At 34.3% G+C, this 15,544-nt stretch carries 14 protein-coding genes; 7 read left to right on the top strand and 7 right to left on the bottom strand.

What is annotated here, in order from left to right:
• Positions 1-28: 28 nt before the first annotated feature.
• From GXM17_RS10110 to GXM17_RS10080, 7 genes are all read right to left on the bottom strand, one after another.
• The gene (locus GXM17_RS10110) at positions 29-1,108 is read right to left on the bottom strand and encodes a peptidylprolyl isomerase (protein ID WP_163399215.1); all 1,080 of its coding nucleotides are present in this window, start codon (positions 1,106-1,108) and stop codon (positions 29-31) included.
• Between the two features lie 16 nt (positions 1,109-1,124).
• Positions 1,125-1,805 (bottom strand): gliding motility-associated peptidyl-prolyl isomerase GldI, encoded by a 681-nt coding sequence (gldI, locus tag GXM17_RS10105; RefSeq protein WP_163399214.1) that lies wholly within the window; start codon positions 1,803-1,805, stop codon positions 1,125-1,127.
• A gap of 6 nt (positions 1,806-1,811) precedes the next feature.
• Positions 1,812-2,816 (bottom strand): DHH family phosphoesterase, encoded by a 1,005-nt coding sequence (locus GXM17_RS10100; RefSeq protein ID WP_163399213.1) that lies wholly within the window; start codon positions 2,814-2,816, stop codon positions 1,812-1,814.
• Between the two features lie 197 nt (positions 2,817-3,013).
• On the bottom strand, positions 3,014-4,258 hold the full coding sequence (locus tag GXM17_RS10095) for a voltage-gated chloride channel family protein (protein WP_163399212.1): 1,245 nt from the start codon (positions 4,256-4,258) through the stop codon (positions 3,014-3,016).
• 76 nt (positions 4,259-4,334) lie between these two features.
• Entirely contained in the window at positions 4,335-4,721 is a 387-nt protein-coding gene (locus GXM17_RS10090) for a RidA family protein (RefSeq protein ID WP_163399211.1), read from the bottom strand.
• Positions 4,722-4,879: 158 nt separating this feature from the next.
• Positions 4,880-5,188: a chaperone modulator CbpM gene (locus tag GXM17_RS10085; protein ID WP_163399210.1), complete on the bottom strand. Its 309-nt coding sequence runs from the start codon at positions 5,186-5,188 to the stop codon at positions 4,880-4,882.
• Positions 5,181-6,098, bottom strand: coding sequence for a DnaJ C-terminal domain-containing protein (locus GXM17_RS10080; RefSeq protein ID WP_163399209.1), 918 nt, complete (start codon positions 6,096-6,098; stop codon positions 5,181-5,183). Before GXM17_RS10080 ends, GXM17_RS10085 begins: the two co-directional genes overlap by 8 nt.
• A 295-nt stretch (positions 6,099-6,393) precedes the next feature.
• Between GXM17_RS10080 and GXM17_RS10075 the strand changes: the two genes are divergently transcribed.
• The 7 genes from GXM17_RS10075 (at position 6,394) to GXM17_RS10045 (ending at position 15,464) form a co-directional block, all read left to right on the top strand.
• Positions 6,394-7,104, top strand: coding sequence for a hypothetical protein (locus tag GXM17_RS10075; protein ID WP_163399208.1), 711 nt, complete (start codon positions 6,394-6,396; stop codon positions 7,102-7,104).
• A gap of 146 nt (positions 7,105-7,250) precedes the next feature.
• Positions 7,251-8,780, top strand: coding sequence for a glutamine-hydrolyzing GMP synthase (guaA, locus tag GXM17_RS10070; protein WP_163399207.1), 1,530 nt, complete (start codon positions 7,251-7,253; stop codon positions 8,778-8,780).
• Between the two features lie 63 nt (positions 8,781-8,843).
• A complete protein-coding gene (locus GXM17_RS10065; RefSeq protein ID WP_163399206.1) occupies positions 8,844-10,748 on the top strand; it encodes a LysM peptidoglycan-binding domain-containing protein in 1,905 nt (634 codons plus the stop codon).
• Between the two features lie 96 nt (positions 10,749-10,844).
• Positions 10,845-12,914 (top strand): PBP1 and LysM peptidoglycan-binding domain-containing protein, encoded by a 2,070-nt coding sequence (locus tag GXM17_RS10060; RefSeq protein WP_163399205.1) that lies wholly within the window; start codon positions 10,845-10,847, stop codon positions 12,912-12,914.
• Positions 12,914-13,315, top strand: coding sequence for an OsmC family protein (locus GXM17_RS10055; protein ID WP_163399204.1), 402 nt, complete (start codon positions 12,914-12,916; stop codon positions 13,313-13,315). The genes GXM17_RS10060 and GXM17_RS10055 overlap by 1 nt, the downstream gene beginning before the upstream one ends.
• Before the next feature lie 82 nt (positions 13,316-13,397).
• Entirely contained in the window at positions 13,398-13,628 is a 231-nt protein-coding gene (locus GXM17_RS10050; protein ID WP_163399203.1) for a DUF3820 family protein, read from the top strand.
• 222 nt (positions 13,629-13,850) lie between these two features.
• Entirely contained in the window at positions 13,851-15,464 is a 1,614-nt protein-coding gene (locus GXM17_RS10045; protein ID WP_163399202.1) for a CTP synthase, read from the top strand.
• Positions 15,465-15,544 lie beyond the last annotated feature (80 nt).

Raw genomic sequence — 15,544 nt, 5'->3', positions numbered from 1 at the left:
GATTTTAATCAATGTTGGTTAAAAATAATTATTGTGGCTTTTCTAATAGTTGAATTTCAAAAATAATATTTGCATTTGGCGGAATTACACCTCCGGCTCCGGATTCGCCATATGCCAGATGTGACGGAATAAAAATAACCGCTTTATCTCCAAAAGAGAGCTGCTCAATTCCTTCAATAAATCCAGGGATCAATCCTTGTTTACTTCCCGCTGTGAAAGGTATTGGCTGATATCCGTTTGCATCCGCTTTTGCCTGAATAAACTTTCCAAATGTTTTTGATATATCCGGAGAGCTTGAATCAAATAAAGTTCCGTCTTCTAAAAAACCTGAGTAGCTAATGTAAACTTGTGTGCCTGCAGCCGGCTTTTTTCCTGAACCTTTTTCAGTAATTACATATTGTAAGCCACTATTTGTTTTTGTAGCTTTTGCTTTCAAGGCAGTCAATGAAGCTGCTTTTTCTTTTTGAATGCCGGCATACTTACTTTGTTCTTTTGCAATCTCTGAAAAATAATCATGAAATACTTTTACAGCATCGAACTTTTTTGCCTCTTCACCATTTCTGATAATAGTTACAGAAACAATGGTATCATCCTGAAGTACTTTGTTAACGACTTCCTGATCTTTTGCATCAACAACATGCCCAAAAATAGTATGTTTATTGTCAAGCCATGGAGTTTCTACATGTGTAATGAAGAATTGGCTGCTATTTGTCCCCGGACCGTTATTGGCCATTGCCAGAATACCAGGTTTATCAAATTTTAAATCTGAGAATTCATCCTTAAATTTATAACCGGTATCTCCAGAGCCTGTTCCTTCCGGATCCCCGGTCTGAATCATGAAATTTTCAATAACCCTGTGAAATTTCAATCCGTCAAAGAAAGGCTTTTTTTTCAGGTAATCTTTCGTTACAAATTCATTTTTTCCTTCTGCCAGTGTTACAAAATTAGCAACAGTTACCGGGGCTTTTTTATAATCTAATGCAACTATAATATGTCCTTTGTTCGTTTCAATATCAGCATATAAACCATCTGGTAAATTGCTATGCTCGTTTTTACAGGAATAAAATGAAGTAACGGCTAATAGTAATAGTAGAATACTCTTTTTCATTTTTTAAAAAGTTGTTTTATGGGTTTATTGTATCTTTTTTAGCTACAGCCGCTGGTTTTACCGCTGTAGGTTTTGGAGTTTGTTTCGTTGTAGTTTTTACGGTTGTTGTTTGTCTTGTCGAGTCTGTAGCAGGAGATTCTGTTGCATTAGGATCAGGAACGAAATTACGTAAAGTAACTGTACAGATTAGGGATTGATTGGTTCCGATTTTTTTGTTGTCTCCATGATATCCATACGCAATATGTGATGGAAACAAGAAGGTGACAGTTTCATTTTTGTGCATTAGTTTGATTCCGTCTCTCAATCCCATCATGATGTCTTGTTTATCTACATAATAGGTTTGCGGACCAAGTTCAGCTTCAGAATAGATGATTTTGCCTTTAATATCTTTTATTTCTAAATTAAAGTAGGCAATATCTCCTTTTCGCGGAGTACGGGTATCGGTAGTATTTTTTTCGTCATAGTATAGCCAGTAGCCTTTTCTGGTGGCGTAATATTTTACTTTCGGATTACTTTTGATGATTTTTTTTATCACATCCTCTTCATTTGCTACCAGTTTTTTGTTTCTGTCGGCCGATTTCTTCATGAATGTTCCTGAAGCCTGAGAAATTGGTCTTCTGGCTTCCTCGTGATGTTTGCAACTAATAAATAAAACAGTAAAAAGCAACGTACAAATGCTTAGTTTTAAGTAGTTCATATTGGGTTATATTTTTAGTTTAGTTACTAAATCTTCAAACTTTTGCAGGGTTTCTTCCATTGAAACTTCTGATCTTCCACCAGCGGCGTTTATATGACCTCCGCCATTAAAATGATCCCTTGCAAACTGATTTACATCAAATCCGCCTTGTGAACGGAAAGATATTTTGATAATGTTCTCTTCTTTGTTTTCAATAAAGATAGCTGTGAAAACAATATCTTTTATGCTTAATCCGTAATTCACTATTCCTTCTGTGTCCCCTTTTACATATTTAAAAGAATCAAGTTCTTCCTGTGTCAGGGATGTATAGGAAGTTTTATGTTCTGATAATATTTTCATGTTCTCCAAAGCTCGTCCCAATAATTGCAAACGGCTATAGGAACTGTTGTCGTATAATAAAACCGGAATTTCGGTATTGTCTGCGCCTAAATCAATTAATTCTGCTACTATACGATGTGTGTTTCCTGTGGTTTTAGGAAATCGAAAGGAACCTGAATCAGTTAATATCCCTGTATAAATGCAGGTTGCAATAGTTTTGTCTATGTCTTCTTTTTTGTTTAAAAACAATATGAAATTATAAATCATTTCGCAGGTAGAACCAAAAGCAGTATCAGAATAGGTATAAGCTGCGTAATCATGTGGTTTTTCATGATGGTCGATCATGATAAATGGCGCTGTCAGTCTGGCTAAAGTATGTTCCATTTCACCCGTACGATGAAAAGCATTAAAATCAAGTGTAAAAATCAGTTCAGCCTCTTCTAATATTTTGGTACAGTTTTGAGTATCTTTTTCGAATATTTTTACAGTTTCAGAACCCGGAAGCCAGGCGAGAAAATCAGGAAAATCATTCGGGGCAATCACGGTTGGCTGATGATTGTTTTTTAGTAAAAAGTGGTATAAACCTAAGGTTGAACCCATAGCGTCACCATCAGGACCTCTATGCGGAATTATTGCAATTTTCTTTGGGGTTGCGAGTAATAATTTTATCGCCTCAATATCTTGTATTTTCATAGTGTGCGAATTTACATTTTTTTAGTGTAATGCTGAAATCATTTTGTAGATTAACACACTTTTATAGGTTGGAAGTTATTAGTTAAGAGTTATAAGTTTTAATGACCGAAATTGTTTTCGCATAAATTCGCCAAGAATTAAAAGATTTGAAAAATTCACTTTATTGAGTGGTTATTCTGAGCTTTGAAATTTGGAATTTAAAAATTGGAATTTAACTTCTGATATAACTTATACTTTGGACCTTTCGCAATCTGAGATTTATAAATCCCAACAGAACCCGAAGAGAAATAAGCAATTGTACAGGCTATAGCAATAAAAATTCCCGGCTGAATTCCGAATAATTCCATTCCCATAAAAGTGCAGGCGATAGGAGTGTGGGTAGCGCCGGAAAATACAGCTACAAATCCCAGACCGGCCAAAAGTGCAATAGGCATTGGGATAACGATTGACAATGCGCTTCCTAAAGCAGCACCCACAAAAAATAAAGGTGTTACTTCGCCGCCTTTAAAACCGGCACCCAAAGTGAATCCGGTAAACAATATTTTAAGCAAAAAATCATACCATGGATTAGGATTCGAAAAAGAATCCACTATTACCGGAATACCTAATCCTGAAAATTTTGTGTGTCCGAAACCTGCAAATGCAATCGCTAAAATGATTCCTCCAATAAAAGGCCTTAATGGCGGGAACTTTATATTTTTCGAAAAAAAAGAACCCCAAAAATGGGCATTCTTGGAAAAAAGTAAAGCAGCTAAGCCAGATAAAATTCCAATTAAAATGGTGTAGAACAAGATGGTAAAATTAAATTCAGGAACAACCGGAATGCTATAATGTGTATGTTTTACCTGCCAAAACTCAACGGTAAAATAAGCGAAATATGCCACTAAAAACGACAAAACAATGCTTTTAAAATTGATTTTACTGAAATACAAAACTTCAAGCGCAAAGATGGCGCCTGCCAATGGAGTTCCGAAAACGGATGCAAAACCCGCGCTGATTCCAAGAACAATCAGAATTTTTCTTTCGGAATTATCTAAGTTGAAAATTTTTGTGAATTGATCGGCAATAGCACCGCCCATTTGTACAGCAGTGCCTTCACGGCCGGCAGACCCCCCAAATAAATGAGTAAGTAAGGTTCCTAAAAGTACTAAAGGAGCCATCTTAAACGGAATTACTTTCTGAGGGTTTTCATATTCCTCAAGGAGTAAATTGTTGCCTTTTACAACAGATTCTCCCCAATAATGATAAGTCAATCCAATGATTAATCCGCCCAGAGGCAAAAACCAGATAATCCAGTTATGCTGAATTCTAAATTGTGTAACAAATTCCAGTGAAACTAAAAAGAAAGCTGATGCAGATCCTGAAAAAAAGCCAATTAATACACAAATGAGAATCCACTTGGAGATTGTCAGAAATATTTCTTTTAATTTTTGAAGACACATTTAGAGAAATTTTGCCACGAATTTCACCAATTAAAACGAATTTTAAAAGTTATAAATGAAATTCGTGACAAAAAAATTATTCCTGTATTACAGCTGTAAATTCAATTTCAACTAAATATTCAGGTGCAACCAGTTTGCTTATTTCATAAAAACCGGTCGTTGGTTTTACATCTTTGAAAAAAACAGCATGTGCTCTGGCAACTTCTTCAAAAGTACCAATATTGGTAGTGAAAATTCTTGTTCTGATAACGTCTTTCATTCCTACATTTAGATCTTCTAATACTTTTTCAATGCGTTCCAGAATATTATAAGTTTGTGCGTAAGCATCATCGGCTTTCACTTTTTCGCCATCAACAATAGCCACAGTACCGGAAACTTCAATAATATTGCCAATTCTTACAGCACGACAATATCCCATTTTGTCTTCCCACGGCGATCCTGTTAAGATGTTCTCTCTTTTCATTTCTTCTGTTTTTATTGAATTTGCTTTTTAGTTTTATAGGCAAATTCAGGTTATTAAATACGCTGCAATTTATAAAATACGTCAGTTAAATGAGAGGAATTTTTTTGAAATCACGCTGTAATTTGCCCTTTTTTGTGATATTTTAAAGTGATTTGTTTTCAGGATTCTGTTTCATGCTGTTCAAAAATGCGAAGTTTATTTTGTACAATGTTTAGCTTTTGCTGCAGGGCTTCAATTTTGCTAAGTAAATGTGTAATAGCATCAATTCCTTCTAAATTAATTTTCAGGTCATAATGCAAACGCATCATTTTCTCTACAATTGGCAGTTGTTCCGGCTGCAGATATTCATCTTCGTCTAAAATAACAATTTCAACCAGACCATAATTATTCAGTTTTGTTATAAAGGTGTTTTCGATTTCGTGATACAGACAAAATTGTTTTATCTGAATTAAATTTTTACTATTCATGATTTCTTATTTTAGATAATTCTTTAAATAAATCTTTTTCTTTTTCGGATAATTTTGTCGGAGTTTTTAATTTATAAGTAATGAATAAATCGCCAAACTGATTCTCTTTTTTATACATAGGGAATCCTTTTCCTTTCAGCTTGACTTTTGTTCCGGTTTGTGTTTCAGCCGGAACTTTTATTTTTACTTTTCCATCAAAAGTGTTAACATTGATCTCGCCTCCTAAAATTGCTGTGTACAGGTCAAGATCTACATCAGCATACAAATTATTTCCTTCACGTTTAAAAACAGAATTGTTTTCAATCAGGAAAGTAATATATAAGTCACCATTGGGACCTCCGTTTGCACCAGGTCCGCCATGTCCCGGGATTTTGATGATTTGGCCGTTTTCTACACCGGCAGGGATTGTAATCCGGATATTTTTTCCATTAACAGTTAAACTTTGTTTGTGAGTCGTATATGCCGAAACCAGGTCTAATTGCAATTCAGCATTAAAATCCTGACCACGATATTTTGACTGGCTTCTGGAGCTTCTTCCCGAACCATACATGGAATTGAAAAAATCTGAAAAATCACTTTCGGAGAAATTCCCTCCGCCAAAACCTGAAAAGTCCTGACTGCCTTGCTGTCCTGAATATCGCTGTTGCTGATTCGGATTATAACCTGCTTTTTCAAATTCATCTGCATGTTGCCAGTCTTTTCCATACTTATCGTATTTTTTACGATTTTCAGGATTACTTAAAACTTCATTGGCTTCATTTATTTCCTTAAATTTTTTCTCAGCTTCCTTATCATTTGGATTCAAATCAGGATGGTGTTTTCTTGCCAGTTTTCGATAAGCTTTTTTGATATCGGCTTCCGTTGCCGATTTTGTTATTCCTAATATTTTATAATAGTCGATATAATCCATTTTTCTGAATTTTTGAAATATAATAAATAGACAATCAAGTTAAGAATAAGTTGTTAATTATCAAAGCAATGTGGTTATTTTTGAATGAAAAGAATATTGTTTTTGAATCATTTTTGGAGTTTGGATTTTTTTAATTGAATTATAAAAATGGCAGGTTTTTTGATTGCAAAAATTAGCCTAATATATTGTTATAAAAGTCATAAAGTTCTACCTGCAAATTAAATTATACTATTTTTGCGATACGATATTGTTGATTTTATAAGATTTAAAGCCGATTTCGATAAATACTTTTTCAATGAAGCACATTTTATTTTTCATATTGTTTTTTACAGCTTTGACAGTTTCTGCTCAGGAACTTAATTCGGGGTTTAAATCGATACCTGCTCCAAAGTTTGATGCTAAACCGAAGAAAATACCTGCTCCTGAAATTAAGAACCCACAGACAGAAAATACGGATATTCCAGGTATTAAGACACCAAATGTTTTTGATAATACAAGTATCACTCCAAAATCCAGATTTACTATAGGGGAGGAGAAAAGCAATTTTTCTATGTCAACAGAGAATAAATTTGCCAATCCTGGTGATCGGTATATTCCTAAAATGGAAAAAGATCTGGATAAAGCTTTGAGAGAAGCCGGATTAAAAGAGGGAAGAGGAGAATTGATTAAAAAGAATATTTCTTTAGGAGATTTTAAAACCAAATCAGCTTATTTTATTGTGAAATTCAGGGATTTTGGAGCCATAGACGGTGATTTGGTAAAGGTATCTTCAAATGATCAGATCATTCAGAGCCAAATATTTTTAGATAGTAATTTCAAGCAAGTAAAAATTATACTTTCAAATGGTTTTAACAAACTTGATTTTGAAGCATTAAATATTGGCTCTCTTGGAGGGAATACTGCTGAAATTCAGGTTTTTGATGACAAAGGTACGTTAATTACCAATGATTATTGGAACAATCTTGCGGCAGGTTTTAAAGCTTCAATTATTGTAACAAAAGAATAATTTTAAGGCTCAAAGTTGAAAAGCAATTTTAAAATCTGAATCTTTGCAACTTTGAACCTTAGTGCCTAAAAATCGGAGCAATGAAAAAAAATAAATTTTTCATTGTTCCGATTTTTCATTTTCGAATATAAAAAGTATTTTTGCGCATGCAACATAACGTACTTATTTTAGATTTCGGATCGCAATACACTCAGCTTATTGCGCGTAGAGTTCGCGAATTAAATATATTCTGCGAAATTTTTCCTTACAATCACTTTCCTAGTGATTTATCACCTTACAAAGCAGTAATTTTAGGAGGAAGTCCTTTTTCTGTTCGTGCAGAAGATGCTCCACATCCTGATTTATCGCAAATAAGAGGTAAACTTCCAATGCTTGCCGTTTGTTACGGAGCCCAATATTTAGCACACTTTAGCGGAGGCGAAGTAGCGGCTTCAAATACCAGAGAATACGGTAGAGCGAATTTATCTTATATAAAAGACAATGAAACTTTCTTTGAAGGAGTTTCAGAAAACAGCCAGGTCTGGATGAGTCATAGCGATAGTATCAAAGCGCTTCCAACAAATGCTGTAAAGTTAGCAAGTACGCACGATGTAGAATTTGCAGCTTACAAAATCGAAGGCGAAACTACATATGCAATTCAATACCATCCGGAGGTTTTCCATTCGACAGACGGATCAAAAATGCTGGAGAATTTTTTAGTTAAAATTGCTGAAGTTCCTCAAAACTTTACACCAAATGCTTTCGTAGAAGAAATGGTGGGAGAGTTAAAAGAAAAACTTGGTAACGATAAAGTCGTTTTAGGACTTTCCGGAGGAGTAGATTCTACTGTAGCAGCAGTTTTATTAAACAAAGCAATCGGACAAAATTTATACTGTATTTTTGTTAACAATGGTCTCTTACGTAAAAACGAATTCCAAAATGTATTAGATCAATACAAAGGAATGGGGTTGAACGTAAAAGGAGTAGATGCCGGAGATCGTTTTCTTTCTGAATTAGCCGGAATCAGTGATCCTGAAACCAAACGTAAAACAATTGGTCGTGTATTTATCGAGGTTTTTGACGATGAATCACACTTATTAGAAGATGTAAAATGGTTAGCGCAGGGAACAATTTACCCAGACGTTATCGAATCTGTTTCGGTTAAAGGTCCATCCGCTACCATTAAATCACACCATAATGTTGGTGGATTGCCGGATTATATGAAATTAAAAATTGTAGAACCGCTTAGAATGCTTTTTAAAGATGAAGTGCGACGAGTAGGAGCTACATTAGGAATAGATCCTGAATTATTAGGAAGGCACCCTTTCCCTGGACCTGGATTATCAATCAGGATTTTAGGAGATATTACTCCGGAGAAAGTTAGGATTTTACAAGATGTAGATTCTGTTTTCATCGAAGGATTAAAATCCTGGGGATTATACGATAAAGTATGGCAGGCCGGAGCAATTTTGCTTCCTGTAAATTCTGTTGGTGTGATGGGCGATGAACGTACGTACGAAAAAGTAGTGGCGCTTAGAGCTGTTGAATCAACAGATGGTATGACTGCTGACTGGGTTCATTTGCCTTATGATTTCCTGATGAAAGTATCAAACGATATTATCAACAAGGTAAAAGGCGTGAATCGTGTTGTTTACGATATTAGTTCAAAACCACCTGCAACAATTGAGTGGGAATAGTAGCATAATTTAAAATTAAGGTCTTACATTTGTAAGGCCTTAATTTTTTATAACCTACTATTTATGAGAGAACTTTTAACCATTTCTCTTGTGTTTATTTTGTCTTTTAACAAAATAGCTGCGCAAGATTCAATTATTGAATACAAAATTCAAAAAGGGGAAACTGCTTATTTTATAGCCCAAAAATATAAGGTTTCGGTTGACGAAATCTACAAACTCAACCCCGAATCACAAAACGGAATCAAAGACAACCAGATTATTAAGATTCCGGTTCATTCCTCAGAAAAACCAAAGTCAGACCAGCAAATTACTCATGTTGTTGGAGAAAAGGAAACACTTTACGGTTTGTCAAGAAAATATAATGTTTCTGTAGAAGCACTTCAAAATGCAAATCCAATTCTTGCCAACGGACTTCAGGTTGGGCAGGAATTAGTTATTCCGCAGAAAAATTCAAATTTTACAAAAACTGAAAGCACAAATTCTTCTAAAACAACACATTTAGTTGTTGCCAAAGAATCGTTGTTTAGTATTGCCAGACAATACAATGTTTCGGTTCAGGATCTTGAAAATTTAAATAAAGATTTACTGCAAAACGGATTGCAAATTGGTCAGACAATTTCAATTCCGAACAAAAGAAAAACGCTCGACGGAAGAGTTCGTGTGATTAATAAAGAAACGGTTTTTCATATAGTAGAACCTAAAGAGACTAAATTTTCTATTTCTAAAAAATATGGTATTACAATTGAGCAGCTGGAATCTCAAAACCCAGAAATTGTAAACGGATTAATTGTTGGAAATAAACTGGCAATCAATACTACAGCAATAACACCAGCCAACGAAAGCGAAGAACTAATGCTTGCTCTTGCCGAAAAACAAGTTGTGGTTGAAAAAACTAAAGCAAAAACGGTTGAAATTGATGATTTAAAAGACAGATTAATTGTTCAGAAAGAAATGAATGAGAAAATCATAAAAATCAATGATCTAAAAATGAATCTGAATGATCTGAACGGTTCTAAAGAGAATTCGGTTGAGAAACTTAGACTGGTTTTAGAAGCTAATAAAAATGTGCAGGACATCCTGATGGTAAAGCTGGATTCGTTGATCAATACGATGAATTATGATTTGGTTGAATTAAAAAGAATGGATATTCTCAATGTTGAAGAATCGAAACGTTTAGAAAAACAATCGTATGAGAGTATCGGAAAAACCAGTGAGTTGTCTTCACAGTTGAAAAAGGAACTGTCTGAAAACAGAAAAGCATACGCAGGTTTGATGAATAGAGTTGAAGAGATTGCTGTTCAGGAAAATCAGGTATACAAGAAAAAAATCCGAGAAAGCGAAAAAAAGAATAATGTTACCTCAATACAGCAAAGACTTTCATTAGAAGAAATCAAGCGATATAAAATTGAACAGGAACGAGGAGATGCAAAAAATCAGCTTTTAATTGCGAAAATGGATTCGTTAGATGTTCAGAAAAAAATTGAGGTAAAACGACATATCAGCAAAGCTTCTTATTATAGTATGGAAGCCAGAAAATTTGACGATAAACTGGCTTTGGTAAAACTGAAAAAGTATCAGGATGAAGCAATAAAAAAATCAGGATCTGCAGAAACTTCAAAAGCAGTTTCACTGGAAGAAATGAAAAAGGAACTCAAAGAAAACCCGTTTAAGAATGAAAAAAACATAAAAATTGAAGTTTTTGATAATCTTAAAGAAGTTCCTAATGGATATTATCTGGTTTTAGGTACATTTACAGATGCAGCGCCAAGAGACCAATTTATAATGAAACTCATTGATTCAGGCGATTTTAATGCGAGTTTCTTTTTTAACATCAACAGTCTTTCATATTATGTCTATTCAGGGAAATACAATACTATGGAAGAACTCATTTATCAATGCAAGAAAAAGGAAGAAAATGAGTTATATAAAAACATCATTATTGCGAGGGCAGAAATAGATCTCAGGTAATAATTAGTAAAGAATTAACTTTCGGACTGATTTTTGTTTTAAAGAGAAATTAGTATCTTGTTCGCATTAAAAGAATAATTGTTTTTAATATCTATTATGAAATATTTTTTCACCACATTTTCTTTTGTTTTGTTTATAACATGTTCTGCTTTCTCTCAGGGGAAGGTGGTTAAATACACTGTTTCAGCCGGAGAAACAATCAATCAGATTGCTCAGAAATTTAAAGTTACTCCTTATGATATTTACGAGTTGAACCCTGATGCGAGAACTTCCCTGAAGCCGAATACAGTTTTATTGATTCCGAGCAGCAGCGGTAAGACTGCATCGGTAAAAAAAGATGAAACTTCTGTCAAAAAGAATGGAAATACTAAAGAAGTCATTCATGAAGTACAGCCCAAAGAAACTTTTTTCAGTATCGGAAAAAAATATGGTATTTCTGCCGAAGATTTGAAAGCTGCTAACCCTTTTTTAGAAAAGACAGGTATTCAGATTGGACAGAAATTAGTAATTCCTGCAAAAGGCTATGCTTCTAAAAGTGTTGCTGCTGCAAATAAAAAAACGAAAGATAAAGGTTCTGAAAAATATGTTTATCATGATGTTCAGCCTAAAGAAACCAAATTTGGTATTGCTAAACAGTATAATCTGACTGTTGAGGAGTTAGAAAAACGCAATCCGGAAATTGTTTCGAATTTACCTGTGGGATACAGATTAACAATAAAAGGTACTGCTCCAAAAACAGAAACTACAGCTTCAGCTTCAGTTCCTAATACTGTAAAACCTGCGGAGACTTCAAGAAAACTAACAACATACATGGAGTATCAGGTAAAACCAAAAGAGACTTTTTACAGTTTAGGAAGAACATTTCATCTTACTCAGGAGGAGTTGACAGAATTAAATCCGTCCCTTTCTGAAGGTGTAAAAGAGGGAATGGTGCTTAAAGTTCCAACTGGTTATTTAGCTCCGGTGCCAATTATTGCAAAAGAACCAGGACAGACTGAAAAACAGGTAGAAAATAAAGATGGGATTCAGATACTTGAAAAGGTAAAATCAGAAACTGTTTCTGCTGATCCGGAAGTGGTTGAATTAAATAAAAAGAGAGGTCATAATGAACGTAAAAAGCTGGTTCTGTTATTGCCTTTTAATATAGCCAAAATACAAAATGACACAGTAGGTTTCGCGAACCGCGTAAAAACGGATAAGTTTTTGAATATGACACTTGATTTTTATTCAGGAGCAATGATGGCTATTGATTCGGCAAAAACGTTGAAACTGCCAATTGATATTTCAATTTATGATTCGCAGGAGACAAAAAATACTTCAAATATTCCGAGTCTGATTACCCAAAATAAACTGCAGGATGCGGATGCAATCATAGGGCCGTTTTATCAGACTAATGCCGAAACAACCGCTAATACACTGCGTTTACATAATGTGCCCGTAATCTCGCCATTATCTAAAGATGCTGCTAACCCTATTGATAATTTGTATCAGTCAATACCAACACCAGACATAGTCAGGAATACGGTTTTTGATTATATGCGTTCTAAAAATGGTAATATTGTCGCAGTAGTTGATAAGAAAAAAGAATCGGTTATCAATTACATCAAGCAAAACCAAAAAGGGGTTGCCTTCGCATCTTTAACCGAAAACGGAAGTTTGGATGTTGCCAGTCTGAAAAGCTTATTAATGCCAAACAGAATGAATTATGTGGTAATGGAAACAGCCAGTACCGCGATGATAAAATATACGATTAAGGCTTTGATTGATGCGCAAAAAACCTGTCAGATCCAATTGGTGATTTTAGAACCAAACAGTACTTTGGATACGGATGAAATTTATTTTGAAAATTTAGTTAAATTAAAATTGATGTATCCGTCAGTTTCCCGCGAAAGCGACGAATCGCGAGTGTTAATTTTTGAAAAAGAATACAAGTTAAAAAACAAAATAGATCCTAATACTTATGCAACCCGTGGTTTTGATGTAACTTTTGATACCATGATGCGTTTGGTTCAGGGAAAAACCTATCAGGAAACAGCTGATTTAATGACAACCGAACAAGTTGACAATAAATTTCAATATTATAAAAAAGAAGATGGCGGACACGCTAATAAAGGTGTTTACATTTTATATTACGATTCAGACTTAACTTTAAAAGTAGCAAATTAATGACATCAAAAGTAACCTATTTAGGCGATTTAAGAACAAAATCAATACATGTGCAGTCAGGAAGCGAAATCATTTCGGACGCACCATTAGATAATAACGGAAAAGGAGAAGCGTTTTCTCCAACAGATACAGTGGCTAATGCTTTAGGAAGCTGTATGTTCACCATTATGGGAATCAAAGCCCGTGATTTAGATGTAGATTTAGTTGATTCCACAGCTGAAGTAACTAAAATTATGAATGCTGAACCAAGAAGAATTGGTGCTATCGAAATTGTTTTTGAGCTGATAAGTAATGCTGATGAAAAAAACAAAACAATCTTAGAACGAGCTGCTATGACTTGCCCGGTATTTTTGAGTCTTCACCCGGATATCGAAAAAAGAGTTACTTTCAACTGGAAATAAAAACACAATTACAGAATTTAAAGAGGCAAGAAAGAGGATAAATCAATATTCTTTTTTCTTGCTTCTTTTTTCTTTTAAAAAAATGGAACAGGACAAAAAACAACTCATAAAATTAGCACATACCAAAATGCCTTTCGGGAAATATGAAGGACGTTTTTTGATTGATTTACCCGAATATTACGTGGTCTGGTATCATAATAAAGGTTTTCCAAAAGGAGAATTAGGACAGCAGCTTCAGCTTGTTTATGAATTAAAACTAAATGGACTGGAAGAGTTGATACGTAACATTAAAAAACAATATCCAAAACCTTAAAAATTGGATAATGGGAAAATTAGAAAATTAGATAATGTTTAGATAGATAGCTTTATAATATTGGTTTAAAATGAATTTAATTCATTGTTTTCTAATTATCGCTTATGTATTTCTTAAAATTTTCAATTGACACATTTTCTAATTTTCTAATTAGCAAATTGTCTAATTTAATTTGTACTTTTGCCAAGTTTTTTACACAACTACAATACAAACAACTACAGAATGAATCAAACAAAATATATTTTTGTTACAGGAGGTGTGACCTCTTCATTAGGAAAAGGGATTATCGCGGCATCTTTGGCAAAATTGTTACAAGGAAGAGGATACCGTACAACTATTCAGAAATTTGATCCATACATCAACGTTGATCCGGGAACACTAAACCCTTATGAGCACGGAGAATGTTATGTGACAGATGATGGAGCAGAAACAGACTTAGACTTAGGACATTATGAGCGTTTTCTGAATGTTCCTACTTCTCAGGCTAATAATGTTACTACAGGAAGAGTTTATCTTTCGGTTATTGAAAAAGAAAGAAGAGGGGAGTTTCTAGGAAAAACGGTTCAGGTTGTCCCTCATATCACAAACGAAATCAAAGACAGAATGCAATTGCTGGGTAAATCCGGTGATTATGATATTGTAATTACTGAAATTGGCGGAACTGTAGGTGATATCGAATCATTACCTTACATTGAATCTGTTCGTCAGTTGGTTTGGGAGTTAGGTGAAAACAACGGAATTGTGATTCATCTGACTTTGGTTCCATTTTTGGCTGCAGCGGGAGAATTGAAAACAAAACCAACCCAGCACTCTGTAAAAACGTTAATGGAAAGTGGTATCAAAGCAGATATTTTAGTTTGTAGAACAGAACATGAATTGTCTCAGGAATTGCGTCAAAAACTGGCTTTATTCTGTAATGTGAAAAAAGAAGCGGTTATTCAATCTATTGATGCTTCTACGATATATGAAGTTCCAAATTTAATGCTTGAAGAGGGATTGGATGTTGTGGCTTTAAAGAAATTAGATTTACCTAAGAAAGCTGCTCCGGATTTAAAAACATGGAATACTTTTTTACGTAGATTAAAAACGCCTAAACATACCGTAAATATTGGTCTGATTGGGAAATACGTAGAAATGCAGGATTGTTACAAGTCTATTTTAGAGGCATTTATTCATGCAGGTGCTTCAAATGAAACAAAAGTAAATGTAATTTCGATTCACTCAGAACACATTAATATTGATAATGTGGCTGAGAAATTAGGGCCACTTGATGGAGTTTTAGTTGCTCCGGGATTTGGCGAAAGAGGAATTGAAGGAAAAATTGAAGCAGTTCGTTATGCACGTGAAAATAATATTCCGTTTTTCGGAATTTGTTTGGGAATGCAGATGTCTGTTATCGAATATTCAAGAAATATTTTAGGTTACGCTGAAGCGAATTCTACTGAGATGAATGAAAAAACAAAACATCCGGTAGTGAATTTGATGGAAGATCAAAAAACAGTTACAGACAAAGGGGGAACAATGCGACTTGGAGCATGGAAATGTGAAATTAAACCAAACACTCTGGCGCACAGAATTTATGGTGAAAAAACGATTTCTGAGCGCCACCGCCATCGTTATGAATTCAACAATAAATACAAAGATGAATTGGTAAAAGCAGGTTTGATTGCTTCCGGAGTTAATCCTGATACTGGTTTAGTAGAAATTGTAGAATTAGAGAACCACCCATTCTTTATTGGCGTTCAATACCACCCTGAATACAAAAGTACGGTTGCAAACCCACACCCAATTTTCGTAAACTTTGTAGCTGCTGCTGTAAATTTTCATAAAAAATAATATTAATATTCTAAGAGGATGTAACTTTTGAGTCAGACTCATAACTAATTTCCTTTAACGAATAACCTTTTTTAAATAAT

Source organism: Flavobacterium fluviatile, assembly GCF_010645065.1.
GTDB classification, from domain to species: domain Bacteria; phylum Bacteroidota; class Bacteroidia; order Flavobacteriales; family Flavobacteriaceae; genus Flavobacterium; species Flavobacterium fluviatile.
Note: the sequence above shows the minus strand (reverse complement) of the source record. Positions and strands in the feature narration are given on the sequence as shown.

Excerpts from the sequence above, each read along its gene's own strand:
- GXM17_RS10080 (WP_163399209.1), bottom strand. The coding sequence starts at position 6,098 with ATGGATTATATCGACTATTATAAAATATTAGGAATAACAAAATCGGCA.
- GXM17_RS10090 (WP_163399211.1), bottom strand. The coding sequence starts at position 4,721 with ATGAAAAGAGAGAACATCTTAACAGGATCGCCGTGGGAAGACAAAATG.
- GXM17_RS10110 (WP_163399215.1), bottom strand. The coding sequence starts at position 1,108 with ATGAAAAAGAGTATTCTACTATTACTATTAGCCGTTACTTCATTTTAT.
- gldI (WP_163399214.1), bottom strand. The coding sequence starts at position 1,805 with ATGAACTACTTAAAACTAAGCATTTGTACGTTGCTTTTTACTGTTTTA.
- GXM17_RS10045 (WP_163399202.1), top strand. The coding sequence starts at position 13,851 with ATGAATCAAACAAAATATATTTTTGTTACAGGAGGTGTGACCTCTTCA.
- GXM17_RS10100 (WP_163399213.1), bottom strand. The coding sequence starts at position 2,816 with ATGAAAATACAAGATATTGAGGCGATAAAATTATTACTCGCAACCCCA.
- GXM17_RS10075 (WP_163399208.1), top strand. The coding sequence starts at position 6,394 with ATGAAGCACATTTTATTTTTCATATTGTTTTTTACAGCTTTGACAGTT.
- guaA (WP_163399207.1), top strand. The coding sequence starts at position 7,251 with ATGCAACATAACGTACTTATTTTAGATTTCGGATCGCAATACACTCAG.
- GXM17_RS10085 (WP_163399210.1), bottom strand. The coding sequence starts at position 5,188 with ATGAATAGTAAAAATTTAATTCAGATAAAACAATTTTGTCTGTATCAC.
- GXM17_RS10055 (WP_163399204.1), top strand. The coding sequence starts at position 12,914 with ATGACATCAAAAGTAACCTATTTAGGCGATTTAAGAACAAAATCAATA.
- GXM17_RS10060 (WP_163399205.1), top strand. The coding sequence starts at position 10,845 with ATGAAATATTTTTTCACCACATTTTCTTTTGTTTTGTTTATAACATGT.
- GXM17_RS10095 (WP_163399212.1), bottom strand. The coding sequence starts at position 4,258 with ATGTGTCTTCAAAAATTAAAAGAAATATTTCTGACAATCTCCAAGTGG.
- GXM17_RS10065 (WP_163399206.1), top strand. The coding sequence starts at position 8,844 with ATGAGAGAACTTTTAACCATTTCTCTTGTGTTTATTTTGTCTTTTAAC.
- GXM17_RS10050 (WP_163399203.1), top strand. The coding sequence starts at position 13,398 with ATGGAACAGGACAAAAAACAACTCATAAAATTAGCACATACCAAAATG.